The sequence below is a fragment of the Kineosporia corallincola genome (assembly GCF_018499875.1).
GTDB lineage: Bacteria > Actinomycetota > Actinomycetes > Actinomycetales > Kineosporiaceae > Kineosporia > Kineosporia corallincola.
The window spans coordinates 291,623-308,311 of record NZ_JAHBAY010000007.1 but is presented as its reverse complement, the minus strand read 5'-3'; the positions used below and the strand labels follow the sequence as shown (position 1 = coordinate 308,311).

Here is a 16,689-nt window from a genome sequence, read left to right as displayed (position 1 = left end):
CGAACGGCGCCCGCGGCCTTGGCAGACCGTGGGCGCCGTCGATGTGGTGCGGGATCAGTGGGCGTGCTCGCCCCGGTAGAACTCGAACACCCAGCCCCAGATACCGATGGCGGCGATGAGCACACCGATGGCCATCAGCCACCAGCCGATCACCGTGCCGACCACCAGCACCGCGGCGGCGGCGCTGGCGACCAGCGGCCACCAGGAGTGCGGGGCGAACTCGCCGAGCTCGCCGGCGCCCTCGGCGATCTCGCCGTACGGGTTGTCTTCCGGACGCGGGTCGATGTGCCGGGCCGTGTAGGCCAGGTACGCGCCGACCAGGACGGACAGGCCGCCCGTCATCAGCAGGGCCGCGGCGCCGACGGGTTCGGTCCAGCTGGTGACCGAGCCGTAGACGACACCGAAGAGGATGAAGATGGGCGTTCCGCCGAGGAAGAGCCAGCTTTCGATCTTCACTTCTGCACCCCCTGGTTACCGGCGTTGTTGCCGGGCTCGTCCGGGCCGTTCAGACCGGGACCCCGCTCCTGCACGTCGCCCTCGCCGTAGATCTGGTTGAGCAGACCCTTGTTCGGCGTGGGGTGGTCGGTGGCGGCGATCTCCGGGTGGTGCAGGTCGAACGCCGGGCGCTCGGACCGGATCCGCGGCAGCGAGTTGAAGTTGTGCCGCGGCGGCGGGCACGAGGTGGCCCACTCCAGCGTGTTCGAGAAGCCCCAGGGGTCGTCCACCGTGATCAGCGGAGCGCTCTTCCAGGTCTTGTAGATGTTCCAGGCGAACGGGAGCACCGAGGCCGCGAGGATGATCGACCCGATCGTGGAGATCTGGTTGTACAGGTCGAATCCGTCTTCGGGCAGGTAGTCGGCGTAACGCCGGGGCATGCCCTCGACACCCAGCCAGTGCTGGATCAGGAACGTGGTGTGGAACCCGATGAAGGTCAGCCAGAAGTGCACCTGCCCGAGCCGGTCGTCGAGCATGCGCCCGGTGAACTTGGGCCACCAGTAGTAGAAACCGGCGTACATGGCGAACACCACGGTGCCGAACACCACGTAGTGGAAGTGCGCCACCACGAAATAGCTGTCGGACAGCTGGAAGTCGAGCGGCGGGGCAGACAGGATGACGCCGGTCAGGCCACCGAACAGGAAGGTGACCAGGAAGCCGATCGACCAGACCATCGGGGCCTCGAAGGTGATCGAGCCGCCCCACATGGTGCCGATCCAGTTGAAGAACTTCACCCCGGTCGGAACCGCGATGAGCATCGTCATGAAGGAGAAGAACGGCAGCGCGACCTGGCCGGTCACGTACATGTGGTGCGCCCACACCGACACCGACAGCGCGGCGATCGTGATGGTGGCGAAGATCAGGCCCTTGTAACCGAAGATCGGCTTGCGGCTGAACACCGGCAGGATCTCGCTGACGATGCCGAAGAACGGCAGCGCGATGATGTACACCTCGGGGTGACCGAAGAACCAGAACAGATGCTGCCAGAGCATTGCCCCGCCGTTCTCCGGCTCGAACACCTGCGCCCCGAACCGGCGGTCGGCGCCCAGCGCGAACAGCGCGGCGGCCAGCGGCGGGAAGGCCATGATCACCAGGATGCTGGTGATCAGCACGTTCCAGGTGAACAGGCCCATGCGGAACATGGTCATACCCGGCGCGCGCATGCAGATGATCGTGGTGATGAAGTTGACGGCACCGAGGATGGTGCCGAAACCGCTCATCGCCAGGCCGAACACCCACAGGTCACCGCCGACGCCCGGCGAGTACACCGAGTTGGACAGCGGCGCGTAGGCGAACCAGCCGAACGACGCCGCACCCTGCGGGGTGAGGAAGCCGGAGACCGCGATCAGGCTGCCGAACAGGTACAGCCAGTACGACAGCATGTTCAGCCGCGGGAAGGCGACGTCGGGCGCACCGATCTGGAGCGGCATGATCGCGTTGGCGAAGCCCGCGAACAGCGGCGTCGCGAACATCAGCAGCATGATCGTGCCGTGCATGGTGAACAGCTGGTTGTACTGCTCCTTGCTGCTGACCACCTGGAGACCGGGGCTGAACAGCTCCAGCCGGATCAGGATGGCCATCAGGCCGCCGAGCAGGAAGAACATGAAAGATGAGATCAGGTAGAGGTTCCCGATCACCTTGTGGTCGGTGCTGGTCAGCCACTTGACCACGGTGCGGCCCTTCTTGGCCGGCACGGGACGGGCGACGAGGCCGGCATCCGCTGGGTTGAGGATGGCTGTCATCACTTGACCTCTGCCGTAGTCGAATCGGTCGAGGAGCCGAGCGCCGAGTTGCTGTTGCCCGCCTCCTCGGCCTTCGAGTTCTCCGGGGCGCGCTCGCTGCGGTTCAGGTCGTCACCGAGCTGGCCGGTGTTGCCCTTCGCCTCGAGATCGGCCATGTGCTGGTCGTACTCGGCCTGGCTCACGACCTTGACGTTGAACAGCATCTCGGAGTGGTACTCACCGCACAGCTCGGCGCACTTGCCCTTGTACGTGCCCTCACGCTGCGGGATGACCTGGAAGTTGTTCTCGATGCCGGGCACCGTGTCCATCTTCATCAGGAACGCCGGCACCCAGAACGAGTGGATGACGTCGCGGGCGGTCAGGTCGAACTGGACCCGCTGGCCGACGGGCAGGTACAGCGTGGGCAGCGTGGCCTCAGCGCCTTCCTCGCCGTCGAGCTGGGCCATCACGCCCGTCTCGTAGACGTTGCTGTCTTTGTAGTTGAAGTCCCAGGACCACTGCTTGCCGACGACGCCGATGGTGACGTCGGGAGTGGTCTTCGTGTCCAGGATCTGCGACTGGTCCCGCGCCGTGTACCCGAACAGCACGCCCACCATCATCACGGGGATGACCGTGTACATGATCTCGAGCGGCAGGTGGTACCGGATCTGGGCAGGCACACCGGTCTCGCCCTTACGGCGCCGGTACGCGATCATGCACCAGATGGTGAGACCCCAGACCAGAACACCCACGATCAGCGCGGCGATCCAGGATCCCCGCCAGAGATCCATGATGCGCTCGGTCTGGTTCGTGGTGCCCTCTGTGCTGGGCAACCACCCGCGCTGCACCGCATCGGTGCAGCCGGACAAAGTCAGTAGAGCAGTGCCGGCCAAACCCACGGCTACTGCACGGGCGCGCCGACGCGCCTTGCCGAACCCCTCGTGCGAACGCAACGGCGGCCTTCCCACGGTCTCGTCCCGGTGCGGGGTCATCGCCTCGGCACCGAGTGCTTTTGCTGAATGTTTCATGCTCCCGATTTCTCGTTCGTGAGCAGGGTAGCGGGTAGCCCCGACAGCGCCCGCGATGGGTCAGGTCTTTATCGGCGTGGCGCGCCAGAGACGAGAGACACTGCGGGGATGACTTCTGGCCCCCGCTCTTCTCCCCCTTCGTCACCTGCGTTTTCGGGCCCAGAGTCTCACCCGTCCGGAGGACCCGCGCGACGGGCCTACCTCGACGCCTCCACGGTGGCCCCGTTGCACCCCGCCGCGCGGGCCGCCTGGCAGGCCGCGCTGGACGACGGCTGGGCCGACCCGCGACGCCTGCACCAGGAAGGACGTGCCGCCCGGCTGCTGCTGGAGGGGGCCCGCGAGTCGATCGCCGCCGACCTGGGCGCCCGCACCGAGGAACTGGTGTTCACCGGCTCCCACACCGAGGCCGTGCACGCCGCGGTGCTGGGCACACTGCGGGCCCGGCACCGGGTCGGCCGGCGCGTGGTGGCCTCCGCCGTCGAGCACTCCGCCGTGCTGCACGCCGGCGAATTCGTGGGTGAGCCATCCCTCATCGCGGTCGACACGCTCGGGCGTGTCGATGCTTCATCCTTCACGAAAACCCTTTCCGAGACAGGTGTCGCGCTTGCCTGCCTCCAGAGTGCCAACGGCGAGGTGGGCACCGTGCAGCCGGTCGCGCAGGTGCACGAGGCCGCCCGCGCGGCGTCCGTGCCCCTGCTCGTCGACGAGGCCGCGAGCGCCGGGCAGACGGCCCCGGCGCAGAGCTGGGACCTGCTGACGGCCGATCCCCGGTCGTGGGGGTCGCCGGGTGGGCTGGGGCTGCTCGGGATCCGGGCGAACACCCGCTGGGTCTCCCCCTATCCCGGCGACGAGGGCACGGAACGGGTGCCGGGCTCGGTGTCGGTACCCGCGGCGCTGGCCGCGGCGGTCTCGCTGCGTACGCTGAGCTCGCAGCGTGAGGCCTCGGACCGGCTGCGGCGTGACCTGACGGCGCGGATCCGTTCTGTGGCGTCGTCCGTGAAGGACACCGAGGTGGTGGGCGACCCCGACGAAAGGCTGCCCCACCTGGTCACTTTCTCGTGCCTCTACGTGGACGGCGAGGCGCTGGTGGACGACCTGGACCGGCAGGGGTTCGCCGTCGGGTCCGGATCGGCCTGCACCGCCTCCACCCTGGAGCCCAGTCACGTGCTGGCGGCGATGCGGGTGCTGACCCACGGCAACATCCGGATCGGCCTGCCCACCGACGTGGAACCCGGCGCGGTGGAACGGTTCTGCGCGGCGCTGCCGGGCGCGGTCGCCCGGGTGCGGTCGATGCTGGGTGCCGACGATCTGTGAGGATCAGTTCATGACGGACGACGAGGAGCCGGCCGACCCGCACGGCGTCGACGTGGACGCCCGGGAACTGCGCTGCCCGCTGCCGATCATCCGGCTGGCCGCGGCCGCGCGCCTGGTGCCGCCCGGCACCGTGGTGACGGTGCTCAGCACCGACCCGGCCGCGGAACCGGACATCGCGGCCTGGTGCCGGATGCGCGGGGCTCAGCTGCTGGGGCAGGACTGGACGGCGGACGCGACCGGTCAGTTCCTGCGCAGCCGGGTGCGGGTGCTCAGCGGGTCATGACGAGGTCGAGAAGGCCGCGGGGCGAGGCAGTTCCAGCGCCTGCACCAGCCGGGAGCGGTACTCGTCGCGGCTGATCTCGACCACGCCGAGGCTGCCCAGGTGGTCGGTGCGCCACTGCACGTCGAGCAGCCGCCGCTCGTCGCCGTCGTCGGCCAGCAGCATGCGGACCAGGGCCACCAGAGCGGCCTTCGAGGCGTCGGTCTCCCGGTGGAACATCGACTCACCGGCGAACAGGCCGCCGATCGCCACGCCGTACAGACCGCCCGCCAGCCGGCCGTCGCGCCAGCACTCCACCGAGTGCGCCCAGCCCAGATCGTGCAGCCGGCGGTAGGCCTCGGCGATCCGCGGCGTGATCCAGCGGCCGGGCCGGTGCACGTCGGCGCAGCCGGCCACCACCTCCTCGAAGGCCGAGTCCACCCGGATCTCGAAGGTGTTCATCGACTTGCGCAGCGAGCGGCTGACCTTGAGCCCGCCCAGCGGCATCACGCCGCGCGGGTCGGGCGACCACCAGCCGAGCGGGCCGCGGCCGTGCCGGCCCAGGCCCATCGGGAACACCGCCGAGCGGTACCCGGCCAGCAGCGTGCCGGGTTCCAGGTCGGCGCCGACGCCGATCAGGTCCTCACCCGGCACCGCCACCGACAGGTCGAAGGCGTATCTGCTGGCCACCGGTTCCACCGGCTGGGCGGTCATCTGCCCCGGGCTCCCGAAGAACGGTTCGTCACGTCGCTGCCTGTTCAGTCGATGCTCCTCGCCGTGCGACTTGCCGGTCCGCGCCGGTTACGGCCGGAGGGTGACGAGATGCGGCTCCAGTTCCGCCGCCGCGTCCGTGCCGTAGACAGCCGTGAAGCGCTCGACGAAGGTGGCCCGGGACAGGTTGTACTCCTGCGGGCCGACCGTCTCGAGCACGAGAGTGGCCAGGGTGGCGCCGATCTGGGCGCTGCGCTCGGTGCTGAGCTGCCAGGCCACGCCGGCCAGGAAGCCGGAGCGGAAGGCGTCGCCGATCCCGGTCGGGTCGGCCAGTCGGTCGGCCGGCACGATCGGCACGTGGATCGTCTCGGCGTCGCGCGCCTCGATGAACACGCCCTTCTCGCCGTGCGTGGTGATCCGCTGCCCGACCCGGGCCAGGATCTCGTCGGCGCTCCAGCCGGTCTTCTGCTCGATCAGCCCGGCCTCGTAGTCGTTGCTGAAGAGGTAGGTGGCGCCGTCGACGTACTGGCGGATGAGCGGGCCGTCGGCCCAGGCCAGCTGCTGCGACGGGTCGGCCGCGAACGGGATGCCCCGGCTGCGGCACTCCTCGGTGTGGCGGAGCATCGCCTCGGGGTCGTTCGGGCTGATCACGACCAGGTCGAGCGGGCTGTCGGCGCCGAGCGGGCCGAGCTCGATCTGGTTGGCCTCGGACATCGCCCCCGGGTAGAAGGAGGCGATCTGGGCCTGCTCGGAGTCGGTGGTGCAGACGAAGCGCGCGGTGTGCTGGGTCTGTGAGATCCGCACCCCCGAGCAGTCCACGTTGTGCCGCTCCAGCCAGGACCGGTAATCGGCGAAGTCCTCGCCGGCCGAGCCGACCAGGAGCGGGTTCAGGCCGAGGTTGCCGAGCCCGAAGGCGATGTTGCAGCCCACGCCGCCCCGCCGGATCTGGAGATCACCGACGAGGAAGGAGAGGGACACCTTCTCCAGCTGCTCCTTGAGCAGGCTGTCGGCGAACCGGCCGTCGAAGGTCATCAGGTGGTCGGTCGCAATGGACCCGGTAACCGCGATACGCACGACTGTGAACCTTACCCGTGTGGATGCCCGGGGTAACCGACCCGTTGGGCCCGGAGTGCGGCAAAAGCAGAACGGGCCGCGCCCCCGGAGGAGACGCGGCCCGATCAGGCACCGATCAGTGGAAGCTGTCGCCGCAGGCGCAGCTGCCCTGGGCGTTCGGGTTGTCGATGGTGAAACCCTGCTTCTCGATCGTGTCGGCGAAGTCGATGGAGGCACCCTCGAGGTAGGGGGCACTCATCCGGTCGACGACGACCCCGACACCGTCGAAGTCGCGCACCAGGTCACCGTCGAGCGAACGCTCGTCGAAGTAGAGCTGGTAGACCAGACCGGAGCAGCCACCCGGCTGGACGGCGATGCGCAGGCGCAGGTCGTCGCGGCCCTCCTGCTCCAGCAGGCTCTTCACCTTGCCGGCGGCGACATCGGTGAGCAGCACGCCGTGGGTCTTGGTCTCCGCGGCGGTCTGCTCGGTCTCGTTGACGGTCATGGGTAGATCTCCTGCTCGTCCGAACGGTCAGGTCGGCCAGTTCACTCGGGTGCGTCACCCCGGGACGGGTGTGACGCCACGTCTGCACACCGGTCAGCAGCGATTTTTCCCGGGTAATTCCCGGATCGCCCGATCAACTCGTTCCGACCGTCTGACTGAACGGTGGCGATGTCTCGTCGGTGCCACCGTGCCCGTGCCGCTCCAGCGTACGTCACCTGCGGGGTGACCAGGTGCGGGCCACCCGCTCGGCGCGGGCGGCCAGCGCGGCCGCCGGATCGGCCAGTGACGCCGCCACCTCGGCCGGATTACGGGCGACCGGGTAGGCCGACTCGACGCCGACCGAGAGCAGCTCGCGTCGCCCGACCTGCACCTGCCCGGCCACCACGACCGTCGGCACCGCCGCCTCCTGGGCCGCCCGGGTGACCGCGGTGAGCACCGAGCCGTGCAGCGACTGCCAGTCCAGATCGCCCTCACCGGTCACCGCCAGCCCGGCCCCGGCCAGCCGCCCGGCCAGACCGACCTGCCCGGCGACCAGGGCGGCGCCGATCTCCCGGGTGGCACCGAGCAGGAGCAGCGCGAAGCCCAGCCCGCCGCCGGCACCGGACCCGGCCTCGGCGACCAGCCGCTGCGGCTGCCCGGTGGCGTCCACCGCGGCCCGGGCGAAGTCGGCCAGCGCCAGGTCGAGTTCCTGGGCCTGCTCGGGGGTGGCGCCCTTGGCCGCGGCGTGCAGCGCGCTGACGCCCTTGAAACCCAGCAGCACCACGTCGGAGTCGGTGGCGGCGACCAGCTCGACCCCGGCCATCCGCTCGCGCAGTGGGTTCAGGGCGGCCAGGTCCTCGGCCACCAGACCGCGCAGGGCGGCGCCACCGTGGGCCAGACGGGTGGTCAGCCCGGTCGCGCCGGGCACCTCCAGCGCGGTGGCCAGGCCGGCCAGCAGGCCCGCACCGCCGTCGTTGGTGACCACTCCCCCGACGCCGACGACCACCCGGCGGGCACCGTCGGCCACCGCCGCGCCGATCAGGGTGCCGAGCCCGAAGCTGCTGGCGCACAGCGGGTCACGGCGGTCCGCGGGCACCAGATCCGGCCCGCAGACCTGCGAAGACTCCACATATGCGGCACTTTGCGTCGACGTGATGAAAACCACGGCGAGCGCCGGGTCCCCGGCCGGGCCGGTGGCCTCGATCGGCACCAGGCGCCCGTCGAGGGCCGCCGAGAGCGCGTCGACGAAGCCCTGGCCACCGTCGGAAAGTGGGCAAAGGTCCAGGTCATCGTCGGGCGAGTGACGTCTCCAGCCGTCGGCGAGGGCTTGCGCCGCGGCCACGGCGGTGAGCGTGCCGGAGAAGCTGTCTGGGGCGATTACCACACGCACGCGAAAATCATGTCATGGGATGATGACCGAATGACTACGAGGACCGATGGACCGGTCAAGTCGTTGGCTCTTCCCACGTTCGCCGAACCGGCCTCCACCCCCGCCGCCCTGCTCCTCCTGGGTCAGGCACGAGACCTGGGCAGTGAACGTGGCGTCGAGTGCCCGGGCGATCTGCCCCGGCCCTCCGACCCGGACCTGGTGGAACGCGCGCACGTGGCGCGGCAGGCACTGGGCAGCAGCGCCTTCGTGCTGGGGCACCACTACCAGCGCGACGAGGTGATCGACTTCGCCGACGTCACGGGTGACTCGTTCAAGCTGGCGCGCGATGCCGCCAACCGGCCGGACGCCGAGTACATCGTGTTCTGTGGCGTGCACTTCATGGCCGAGAGCGCCGACATCCTGACCGCCTCGCACCAGCAGGTGGTGCTGCCCGACCTGGCCGCCGGCTGCTCGATGGCCGACATGGCCGCGATCGCGCAGGTCGAGGAGTGCTGGGACAATCTGGTGGACGCCGGGGTGGCCGAGGACGTCATCCCGGTCACCTACATGAACTCGTCCGCGGCGATCAAGGCCTTCACCGGCCGGCACGGCGGCACGGTGTGCACGTCGTCCAACGCCGAGGTGGCGCTGACCTGGGCGTTCGGCCAGCGGCCCGAGGGCCGGGGCAAGATCCTGTTCCTGCCCGACCAGCACCTGGGCCGCAACACCGCGGTGCGGCAGATGGGCTTCGGCCTCGACGACTGCGTGGTCTACGACCCGCGCAAGCCGATGGGCGGGCTGACCGTCGAGCAGTTGAAGAACGCCCGGATGATCCTGTGGCGCGGGCACTGCTCGGTGCACGGCCGGTTCTCCGCCGACAACGTCGCCGCGGTGCGCGAGCGGGTGCCGGGCGTCAACGTGCTGGTGCACCCGGAGTGCAAGAACGAGGTGGTGTCGCTGGCCGACCAGGTCGGGTCCACCGAGTACATCATCCGGCAGATCGAGGCGGCCCCGGCCGGCAGCTCGTGGGCGATCGGCACCGAGCTGAACCTGGTGCGGCGCCTGGCCCGGCTGCACCCCGAGCTGAACATCCACTACCTCGACCGCACCGTGTGCTTCTGCTCCACGATGAACCGGATCGACCTGCCGCACCTGGTGTGGACGCTGGAGTCGCTCGCGGCCGGGCACCCGGTCAACCGGATCGTGGTCGACCCCGACGTGGCCCACTGGGCGCGTGTCGGGCTCGATCAGATGCTGGCCCTGCCGGGTCTGTGAGCCCGCGGGCTCCTCGTCGTCCCCAGTTCTGCTTGAGGACGACGAGGAGCACCGGTCAGCGTGCGGCCGGACGCCCCAGTGCGGCCAGCATCAGAGCCTCGGCCAGGCAGCACTTCTCGAACTCGGCCAGGTGCAGCGACTCGTTGGCTCCGTGGGCCCGCGAGTCCGGGTCCTCGACACCCGTCAGCAGCACCGTGGCCTGCGGGTAGACCTCCAGCAGGTCGGCGATGAACGGGATGGACCCGCCGATTCCGATCCCGACCGGCGCCGTGCCCCAGGCCTTCTCCATCGCCCAGCGGGCCACGTCGTAGACCGGGCCGTCGACGTCGGCCCGGAACGAGTGCCCGGCCTCCCCCTCGGCCACGGTCACCCGCGCCCCGAACGGCGCGTTCGCCTCGGCGTGCGCCCGGATCGCGGCCATCGCCGCCGCCGGGTCCTGGCCGGGCGCGATGCGTACCGAGAACTTCACCGTGACCTCGGGGATCAGGGTGTTCGACGCCTGCGCCACGGTGGGCGCGTCGATCCCGATGACGCTCATCGCCGGGCGGGTCCAGATCCGCGAGGTGAGCGATCCGGTGCCGATCAGCTCGACGCCCTCCAGCAGGCCGGAGTCGGCGCGGAAGTCGGTCTCCGCGTACTCCAGCGGCTCGCTCTCGCCGGACAGGAGGCCCTCGACGGCGAAGCTGCCGTCCGCGTTCCAGAACGAGTCGAGCAGCCGGATCGTGGCCATCATCGCGTCCGGCACCGGGCCGCCGTACATACCGGAGTGCACCGCGTGGCTCAGGGTGCGCACGGTGATCGTGCCGTCGACGAGACCGCGCAGCGTGGTGGTCAGGCCGGGCACGCCGACCTTCCAGTTCGCCGAGTCGGCCACCACGATCACGTCGGCGGCCAGCCGCTCGCGGTACTCCTCGAGGAACGCGGTGAAGGTGGGCGAGCCGATCTCCTCCTCGCCCTCGGAGAACACGACCAGGCCGACGCCGAGCTCGTCACCCAGCACCCGCAGGGCGGCGACGTGGGCCATGATCCCGGCCTTGTCGTCGGCGGCGCCGCGCGCGTACAGCCGCCCGTTCCGCTCGGTGGGCTCGAACGGGGCGCTCTCCCAGTCCTGTTCGGCGCCCGGGGGCTGCACGTCGTGGTGGGCGTACAGCATCACGGTGGGGGCGCCCTCGGGGGCGGGCCTGCGGCCGACGACGGCCGGGCGGCCACCCTCGACGCGGAGGATCTCGACGTCGTCGAGGCCGGCGCCGCGCAGCAGGTCGGCGACCAGGGCGGCGCTGTCTTCGAGGGTGGACCGGTCGAACGCGGAGGCGGAGACGCTGGGGATGCGGACGAGCCGTTCCAGGTCGGCCCGCACCCCGGGCATCAGCTCGGCGAGGCGCAGGCGAAGGTTCTCGACATCGAACTCGGTGTCAGGGGAAAACGGCTGGTGGGTCATACCCCGAAAATATCCAGCAGCGACGGTGTGGCGCGAAACACCGTCGCTGCGTCGTGCCCTTACGTACTCCTTCAGCCCGGCTGCTCGGCCAGGTCGCGATCGCGGTGACCGGGCCGGCAGAGCCGGTCGAGCATGCCGACGACGTCTTCGGTGAACGCCGCGGCGGCCAGCGAGTCCGGCTGGTTGGTGACCTCCCGGGCCCCGGCCGCGATGACCGAGCCGATGACCAGCAGATGGGCCTGGTTCAGCGGCTGGTCCTCGGCCGACCGCAGGCTGGCCCCGCTGCGCTGTGCCCAGCCGGTGAAACCGTCGCGCAGCGTCTGGTCGAACCCGGGCGGGCTGTCACCGGTGAGGAACAACCGGGCGAGATCCCGCTCGGCCCAGGCCCCTTGGAGGAACGCCCGGGAACCCGCGGCCATCAGCCGCACCGGGTCCCACTCCCCCTCCGCCATCGCCTCTCGCACCGCGCCGTCGGCGCGGGCGTCCTGCCTGGTCTGGAACCCGTCGTAGAGCGCGGTGTACAGATCAGCCTTGCCACCGAAGTGGTGGTACATGCTGCCCACGCTGGACCCGGCCCGCGACACCACCTCGGCGACGCTCGCCTCGCTGTAGCCCACGTCGGCGAACACCTGCCGAGCCGCGTGCAGCAGCGCTGAGCGGGTGTCCTGGGCACGCCGCTGGATGACCGGCATCTCGACCCCCCAATGCTGTCGTTGTTCGAATACGGACAGTGCGCGACACATGGAATTCCAACGAGCCGGGCGACCGAATCGTTCGGGCCCGGGAGCTGTCTCATGGATGCCCCGACGAGCAGGCGAGACGTGCTTCCCCGTTGTGCAGCGACGTGTCGTGCGTGACTCGTGGATCCCCGCGGCGAACCGGCACGGTGACGTCGCGGTCCCTCCACGCGCCGTTCCGTTGCCGACCCCGTTGACGTGACTGCCTGACCGGTACGCCGACCGGCCGCCGCCGCGCACGGTGCACCGAGAACCATCGCTGCCGACCCGCCCGGCGGGCTGCGGAAGCACGGTGACCGCGGGACAACGCTCCCACGCCGGGGGTGTCCTTGTCCGCTTCTTCGCACAGCCGGTTCCACCCCGCTGCCGATCTTCACCTCCTCCCGCCGCATCGGCGCTGCCGCGCGCCTCGTCACGATGTGGTTCCGGACCGGGTGGGTGGACACAGCACGTGTCCGGGGCCGGTTACCCTGATGACGTGTTCGGACGCGACAAGGCCTCATCGACCGCCGCCCCGCAGGAGACCCCTGCCGAGCAGCCGGTCAAGGTCGGGGGCAAGGGCCGCCCCACACCCACCCGCCGCGAGTCGGAAGCCCGCAACCGGCGTCCGCTGATCGGCGCGCCCGCCGCGCCGGCCGGTGCCACCCGGGCCGAGCGCAAGGCCGCCCGCAAGGCGCGCGCCGCCGTGGCCCGTGAGGAGCGCATCCGGGCGCGCGAGGCGATGAACAACGGCGACGACCGGTACCTGCCGGCCCGCGACAAGGGCCCGGCCCGCAAGTACGTGCGCGACTACATCGACGCCCGCCGCAACCTGGGCGAGTACTTCCTGCCGGTCGCGCTGTTCTCGCTGGTGCTCGGCGTGGTCAACGTGCCGGTGCTGCGCCTGGTCTCGCTGGTGCTGCTGTACGGCTTCGTGCTGGTCGTCGCGGTCGACTCGTACCTGCTGCGGCGCCGGCTCCAGAAGCTGGTCGACGCCCGGTTCGAGGGCCGTCCCGGCTCGGCCGGCGCCGGCACCTACGGCATGATGCGCGCGCTCCAGTTCCGCCGCGGCCGCATGCCCCGGCCGATGGTGAACCGGGGGCAGTACCCCTCCTGATCCCGTCCCGGCGGGAGACTGTCGGTGGCTCGCAATAGAGTCGCCTGTATGGAGTATCGGTACCTCGGCCGCAGCGGCCTGAAGATCAGCGAGCTGACGTACGGCAACTGGATCACGCACGGCTCCCAGGTGGAGAACGACGTGGCCACCCAGTGCGTGCGGGCGGCGCTCGACGTCGGCATCACCTCGTTCGACACCGCCGACACCTACGCCAACACCACCGCCGAGGTGGTGCTGGGCGAGGCCCTGGCCTCCGAGCGGCGCGAGAGCCTGGAGATCTTCACCAAGGTCTACTGGGCCACCGGGCCGAAGGGCGCCAACGACGCGGGGCTGTCGCGCAAGCACATCATGGAGTCGATCAACGGCTCCCTGCGGCGCCTGAAGACCGACTACGTCGACGTGTACCAGGCCCACCGGTTCGACGTGGAGACTCCGCTCGAAGAGACCATGCTGGCGTTCGCCGACGTGGTCCGCTCGGGCAAGGCGCTCTACATCGGCGTGAGCGAGTGGAACGCCGACCAGATCCGGGCGGGCCGGGTGCTGGCCGACGACCTGGGCATCCACCTGGTGTCGAACCAGCCGGAGTACTCGATGCTCTGGCGGGTCATCGAGGGCGAGGTGGTCCCGGCCAGCCGCGACCTGGGCCTGTCGCAGATCGTCTTCTCCCCGCTCGCGCAGGGCATCCTCACCGGCAAGTACCTGCCGGGCCGGCCGGCGCCGGCCGGGTCACGGGCCACCGACACCAACGGTGGCGCCTCGTTCATCTCCCGCTGGATGAAGGACGAGGTGCTCCAGCGGGTGCAGGGTCTGGCCCCGATCGCGGCCGAACTCGACCTGTCCATGGCGCAGCTCGGCGTGGCCTGGGTGCTCCAGAACCCCAACGTGGCCTCGGCGATCATCGGTGCCTCGCGGCCCGAGCAGGTCAAGGAGAACGTGGCCGCGGTGGGCGTGAAGCTGGAGGCCGACGTGCTGGCCCGCATCGACGAGGTGCTGGGCGACGCGGTCAACACCGACACCACGTGGACCAGCCGGCGGGCGCCCAAGGGCCGCCCGCCGGTGGAACCGCGGGTGTAGCTAGGCGAGCGGCCTGAGACTCATCGGGCCGTAGACCTTCTCGCCGGAGTTGAGCAGGGTGACCTGCTCGACCCCGGCGGCCAGCAGGTCGTGCCAGCTCTCGCCGACCCAGCTCTCCGCGTCGGCCTGATTCGGGAAACCGGTGCGGGGCAACTCGGCTCCCGTCATGGCTGAGCCGTCCACTGCCTCGTACCGCCAGCTCCATGAATTCACCCGCCCTACGGTACGTGAACCGGCCCGCCAGGCCACCCTTCCTCACCAGGAGACGATCGATGCGGCTGAATCTCACGGCGACCGGTCCGGCCGGCGGCTTCCCGGTGACGGGCTGCTCCTGCGCGGTCTGCTCCCGGGCACACCGGGCCGGGGTGACGCACGGGCCGGCCCGGCTGGAGTCGCCGGACGGCTGGGCGATCGGGCTGGAGGGCGTGGAACGGGAACCGGCCGCGCACAGCGCCGGCTTCGAGCCCCTCGGCGCGGGCGTGGTGCTGATCCGGACGGCGCGGGGTCTCGTGCTGTGGGCGCCGCAGGCGGGCGAGATTCCCGGCGCGGTGCTGGATTCGCTCGCTCCTCCGATCGTGGACGACGAACTGCGGGCCGTCTACCTCGGCCCTGCTCCGGACGCGGCCGGTTCCGGCGGGGAGATGCCCTCCGTGGCCTGTGCCCGTGGCCTGGCCCGGCTGCGAGCGCGGGGGGTGATCGGGCCCGGCACCCGCTGTCTGCTGGTCGGCCTGAGCCATCACGAGACCCATCCGGCCCGGCTGGAGGCCTGCCTGCGGTTGTGGGGGGCCGAACTGCCCGGCCCCGGGAGCGGTATCGAGCTGGAGCGGGACGCCGACCCGGGCCACGGGTTCCCGCCGGTCGAGTCTGCCGCCCGGCCGGGCCGGGGTGGGTCGAGTGGGTCGGGCGGGCGGGTGCTGGTGCTCGGTGGGTCGGGGTCGGGCAAGTCGGCGTTCGCCGAGCAGATGCTCTCGGCCGCGCCCGAGGTGGTCTATCTGGCCACCGGCCCGAAACCAGTTGCCGAAAAGGATGATTCGGCTTCGGCTTCGGTGGAGGACTCCCCCACCGAGCACCCGGAGGACGAGGAGTGGGCCGCGCGGGTACGCAAGCACCAGCAGCGGCGGCCGGACTGGTGGCGCACGCTGGAGACGGTCGAGGTGGCCGGGCCGCTGGCGCAGGACGAGCGGGCGATCCTGCTGGACTCGGTGGGCACCTGGCTCAGCGGGGTGCTCGACCGGTGTGGGGCCTGGGACGAGCGGCCGGGCTGGCGGGAACAGCTCGACGCCGAGATCGAGGCGCTGCTGGCCGCATGGCGGCAGCGGTCGGCGCCGCTGGTGGCGGTGTCCGACGAGGTGGGCTGGTCGATCGTGCCGTCCACGGCGTCCGGGCGGATGTTCCGCGAGGAGCTCGGCCGGCTGAACGCCCGGCTCGCCGACGCCAGCGAGGACGTATTCGTGGTGGTCGCCGGGCGACTGCTGCGCACCGACGCCTGAGCCGCCGCAACGGCCCCGTTCGGCGGCGGCGTGGTGGGGCCGTCATGATGGGCGCCGTGCAGGAGGAAGAACTCACCAGGATCGCTGCCCTCGTCACCACACCGGACGGATCCTCGGGAGGTATGCGGGCCCGGCCGCGCGGTGGTGTGCCCACACCCGGGGGCGACCGGCTCGATGAGCTGACCCGGTGGTGGGCCTCGGTGGTGGGCCGGCAGCTGCCGCAGCGCGTCGAGCACTTCTGGCTGCCGGGCACCGGCACGTCCGGGCCGGTGCGCTCGCAGGTGGTGCTGCACCGCTTCACCGCTCCGAAAGACGCCGCGGACGCGCTGGACTGGGGAGTCGCCACCGCCGACGACGCGGTGGACGACGGGACCGACCTGCTGTTGCTCAGCATTCCGGTGGCGCCGCACGACACGGCCTGGCAGATCGCCGCGGCCCAGGTGCTGGGGCTGGACGCGGTCGAGGCGATGGGCTGGCCGCAGCCGGGGGTCGGCGACCCGGCCTGGATCGAGCGGGTGGCGCGCATCCGCGACGGGCTGAAGGTGGTGCGCGGCAACCGCAGGGACCCGTACCGGCTGATGCACCTGCTGGATCATCGTGAGCTGCTGGCCGGAACCGGTCTGCTGCTCCAGGCCGCCGCGCGCCGCACCCCGGCGGTCCTGGACGGCCCGGTCGCCATCACCTGCGCCCTGCTCGCCGCCCGCCTGGCCCCCGCGGCCCACAGCTGGTGGCTCGCGGCCGACTCCGGGCGGGCCGTGCTGACCCGTCGCATGCTCGACGAGCTGCGCCTGACCGCCGTCACCGACCTGGGCCTCGACGACGGGGACGGCACCGGCGCCCGCCTCACCCTCCAGTTGCTGGAGACCGCGGTGCTGCGGGCGCAGGAGCGTCAGGAGGACGAGCCCGAGGACACCGATGCGGGCACCGGCGCGGGCGGTGAGCCCCGTGAGAGCGGGACGGTCGTGGCCGAGGCCGCTGCTCTCGACGGTGCGGTCCCGGTACTCGCCGGCCCTGGCTTCGAGAGCGGCACCTCGGCGTTCGAGACCGTCTCCACGGACCAGGTTTCCGAGGACAGCGCCGCTGCGGACCAGGCCGCCGCGGACGACGGCACCCCTGAGCGGCGCTGATGCCGACGGCGGAAGTCG

The 16,689-nt window shown here is 71.0% G+C and carries 17 protein-coding genes; 7 read left to right on the top strand and 10 right to left on the bottom strand.

Annotated features, from left to right (window positions below):
* Positions 1-54 precede the first annotated feature (54 nt).
* Genes KIH74_RS18885 through ctaC form a run of 3 tightly spaced genes read right to left on the bottom strand, consistent with a single transcriptional unit; the run spans position 55 to position 3,208 of the window.
* A complete protein-coding gene (locus KIH74_RS18885) occupies positions 55-456 on the bottom strand; it encodes a cytochrome c oxidase subunit 4 (RefSeq protein ID WP_214157289.1) in 402 nt (133 codons plus the stop codon).
* Positions 453-2,237 carry an aa3-type cytochrome oxidase subunit I gene (gene ctaD / locus KIH74_RS18880; RefSeq protein ID WP_214157288.1) on the bottom strand — a complete coding sequence of 595 codons (1,785 nt, stop codon included), beginning with the start codon at positions 2,235-2,237 and terminating at the stop codon, positions 453-455. Before ctaD ends, KIH74_RS18885 begins: the two co-directional genes overlap by 4 nt.
* On the bottom strand, positions 2,237-3,208 hold the full coding sequence (gene ctaC, locus KIH74_RS18875) for an aa3-type cytochrome oxidase subunit II (RefSeq protein ID WP_443669981.1): 972 nt from the start codon (positions 3,206-3,208) through the stop codon (positions 2,237-2,239). Before ctaC ends, ctaD begins: the two co-directional genes overlap by 1 nt.
* Before the next feature lie 252 nt (positions 3,209-3,460).
* Between ctaC and KIH74_RS18870 the strand changes: the two genes are divergently transcribed.
* Positions 3,461-4,558 carry a cysteine desulfurase family protein gene (locus tag KIH74_RS18870; RefSeq protein WP_214157287.1) on the top strand — a complete coding sequence of 366 codons (1,098 nt, stop codon included), beginning with the start codon at positions 3,461-3,463 and terminating at the stop codon, positions 4,556-4,558.
* A 10-nt stretch (positions 4,559-4,568) separates the two neighbouring features.
* Complete coding sequence (locus KIH74_RS18865) at positions 4,569-4,841, top strand: sulfurtransferase TusA family protein (RefSeq protein ID WP_214157286.1); 273 nt, start codon at positions 4,569-4,571, stop codon at positions 4,839-4,841.
* Here KIH74_RS18865 and aat read toward each other — a convergent pair.
* The 4 genes from aat to KIH74_RS18845 all read right to left on the bottom strand — a co-directional run bounded on the left by aat (position 4,836) and on the right by KIH74_RS18845 (position 8,455).
* Positions 4,836-5,531, bottom strand: coding sequence for a leucyl/phenylalanyl-tRNA--protein transferase (gene aat / locus KIH74_RS18860; RefSeq protein ID WP_246572617.1), 696 nt, complete (start codon positions 5,529-5,531; stop codon positions 4,836-4,838). The two genes, KIH74_RS18865 and aat, sit on opposite strands and share 6 nt — an antisense overlap.
* Positions 5,532-5,618: 87 nt before the next feature.
* A complete protein-coding gene (locus tag KIH74_RS18855) occupies positions 5,619-6,602 on the bottom strand; it encodes a carbohydrate kinase family protein (RefSeq protein ID WP_214157285.1) in 984 nt (327 codons plus the stop codon).
* 115 nt (positions 6,603-6,717) lie between these two features.
* Positions 6,718-7,086 carry a HesB/IscA family protein gene (locus KIH74_RS18850; protein ID WP_214157284.1) on the bottom strand — a complete coding sequence of 123 codons (369 nt, stop codon included), beginning with the start codon at positions 7,084-7,086 and terminating at the stop codon, positions 6,718-6,720.
* Between the two features lie 211 nt (positions 7,087-7,297).
* Positions 7,298-8,455, bottom strand: coding sequence for a glycerate kinase (locus KIH74_RS18845; protein ID WP_214157283.1), 1,158 nt, complete (start codon positions 8,453-8,455; stop codon positions 7,298-7,300).
* A 30-nt stretch (positions 8,456-8,485) separates the two neighbouring features.
* Between KIH74_RS18845 and nadA the strand changes: the two genes are divergently transcribed.
* Positions 8,486-9,709 carry a quinolinate synthase NadA gene (gene nadA, locus KIH74_RS18840; protein WP_214157282.1) on the top strand — a complete coding sequence of 408 codons (1,224 nt, stop codon included), beginning with the start codon at positions 8,486-8,488 and terminating at the stop codon, positions 9,707-9,709.
* Positions 9,710-9,764: 55 nt separating this feature from the next.
* Here the strand turns inward: nadA and KIH74_RS18835 are convergent, their stop codons facing one another.
* Together KIH74_RS18835 and KIH74_RS18830 are read right to left on the bottom strand one after the other, a co-directional pair.
* Positions 9,765-11,147 (bottom strand): dipeptidase, encoded by a 1,383-nt coding sequence (locus KIH74_RS18835; protein WP_214157281.1) that lies wholly within the window; start codon positions 11,145-11,147, stop codon positions 9,765-9,767.
* Between the two features lie 71 nt (positions 11,148-11,218).
* Complete coding sequence (locus tag KIH74_RS18830; RefSeq protein ID WP_214157280.1) at positions 11,219-11,839, bottom strand: TetR/AcrR family transcriptional regulator; 621 nt, start codon at positions 11,837-11,839, stop codon at positions 11,219-11,221.
* Positions 11,840-12,362: 523 nt separating this feature from the next.
* Between KIH74_RS18830 and KIH74_RS18825 the strand changes: the two genes are divergently transcribed.
* Together KIH74_RS18825 and KIH74_RS18820 are read left to right on the top strand one after the other, a co-directional pair.
* On the top strand, positions 12,363-12,980 hold the full coding sequence (locus KIH74_RS18825; RefSeq protein ID WP_214157279.1) for a DUF3043 domain-containing protein: 618 nt from the start codon (positions 12,363-12,365) through the stop codon (positions 12,978-12,980).
* A gap of 48 nt (positions 12,981-13,028) precedes the next feature.
* A complete protein-coding gene (locus tag KIH74_RS18820; RefSeq protein ID WP_214157278.1) occupies positions 13,029-14,054 on the top strand; it encodes an aldo/keto reductase family protein in 1,026 nt (341 codons plus the stop codon).
* Here KIH74_RS18820 and KIH74_RS18815 read toward each other — a convergent pair whose 3' ends face one another.
* Positions 14,055-14,267: a hypothetical protein gene (locus KIH74_RS18815; RefSeq protein ID WP_214157431.1), complete on the bottom strand. Its 213-nt coding sequence runs from the start codon at positions 14,265-14,267 to the stop codon at positions 14,055-14,057. It abuts the gene before it with no gap.
* Positions 14,268-14,326: 59 nt separating this feature from the next.
* On the opposite strand from KIH74_RS18815, the gene KIH74_RS18810 reads away from it, so the two are divergent.
* Both KIH74_RS18810 and KIH74_RS18805 read left to right on the top strand, forming a co-directional pair.
* Positions 14,327-15,544 carry a bifunctional adenosylcobinamide kinase/adenosylcobinamide-phosphate guanylyltransferase gene (locus tag KIH74_RS18810; protein ID WP_214157277.1) on the top strand — a complete coding sequence of 406 codons (1,218 nt, stop codon included), beginning with the start codon at positions 14,327-14,329 and terminating at the stop codon, positions 15,542-15,544.
* A 44-nt stretch (positions 15,545-15,588) separates the two neighbouring features.
* Complete coding sequence (locus tag KIH74_RS18805) at positions 15,589-16,671, top strand: nicotinate-nucleotide--dimethylbenzimidazole phosphoribosyltransferase (RefSeq protein WP_214157276.1); 1,083 nt, start codon at positions 15,589-15,591, stop codon at positions 16,669-16,671.
* Positions 16,672-16,689: the final 18 nt, after the last annotated feature.

Excerpts from the sequence above, each read along its gene's own strand:
- ctaD (WP_214157288.1), bottom strand. The coding sequence starts at position 2,237 with ATGACAGCCATCCTCAACCCAGCGGATGCCGGCCTCGTCGCCCGTCCC.
- ctaC (WP_443669981.1), bottom strand. The coding sequence starts at position 3,208 with ATGACCCCGCACCGGGACGAGACCGTGGGAAGGCCGCCGTTGCGTTCG.
- KIH74_RS18865 (WP_214157286.1), top strand. The coding sequence starts at position 4,569 with ATGACGGACGACGAGGAGCCGGCCGACCCGCACGGCGTCGACGTGGAC.
- aat (WP_246572617.1), bottom strand. The coding sequence starts at position 5,531 with ATGACCGCCCAGCCGGTGGAACCGGTGGCCAGCAGATACGCCTTCGAC.
- KIH74_RS18850 (WP_214157284.1), bottom strand. The coding sequence starts at position 7,086 with ATGACCGTCAACGAGACCGAGCAGACCGCCGCGGAGACCAAGACCCAC.
- nadA (WP_214157282.1), top strand. The coding sequence starts at position 8,486 with ATGACTACGAGGACCGATGGACCGGTCAAGTCGTTGGCTCTTCCCACG.
- KIH74_RS18835 (WP_214157281.1), bottom strand. The coding sequence starts at position 11,147 with ATGACCCACCAGCCGTTTTCCCCTGACACCGAGTTCGATGTCGAGAAC.
- KIH74_RS18830 (WP_214157280.1), bottom strand. The coding sequence starts at position 11,839 with ATGCCGGTCATCCAGCGGCGTGCCCAGGACACCCGCTCAGCGCTGCTG.
- KIH74_RS18820 (WP_214157278.1), top strand. The coding sequence starts at position 13,029 with ATGGAGTATCGGTACCTCGGCCGCAGCGGCCTGAAGATCAGCGAGCTG.
- KIH74_RS18810 (WP_214157277.1), top strand. The coding sequence starts at position 14,327 with ATGCGGCTGAATCTCACGGCGACCGGTCCGGCCGGCGGCTTCCCGGTG.
- KIH74_RS18805 (WP_214157276.1), top strand. The coding sequence starts at position 15,589 with ATGATGGGCGCCGTGCAGGAGGAAGAACTCACCAGGATCGCTGCCCTC.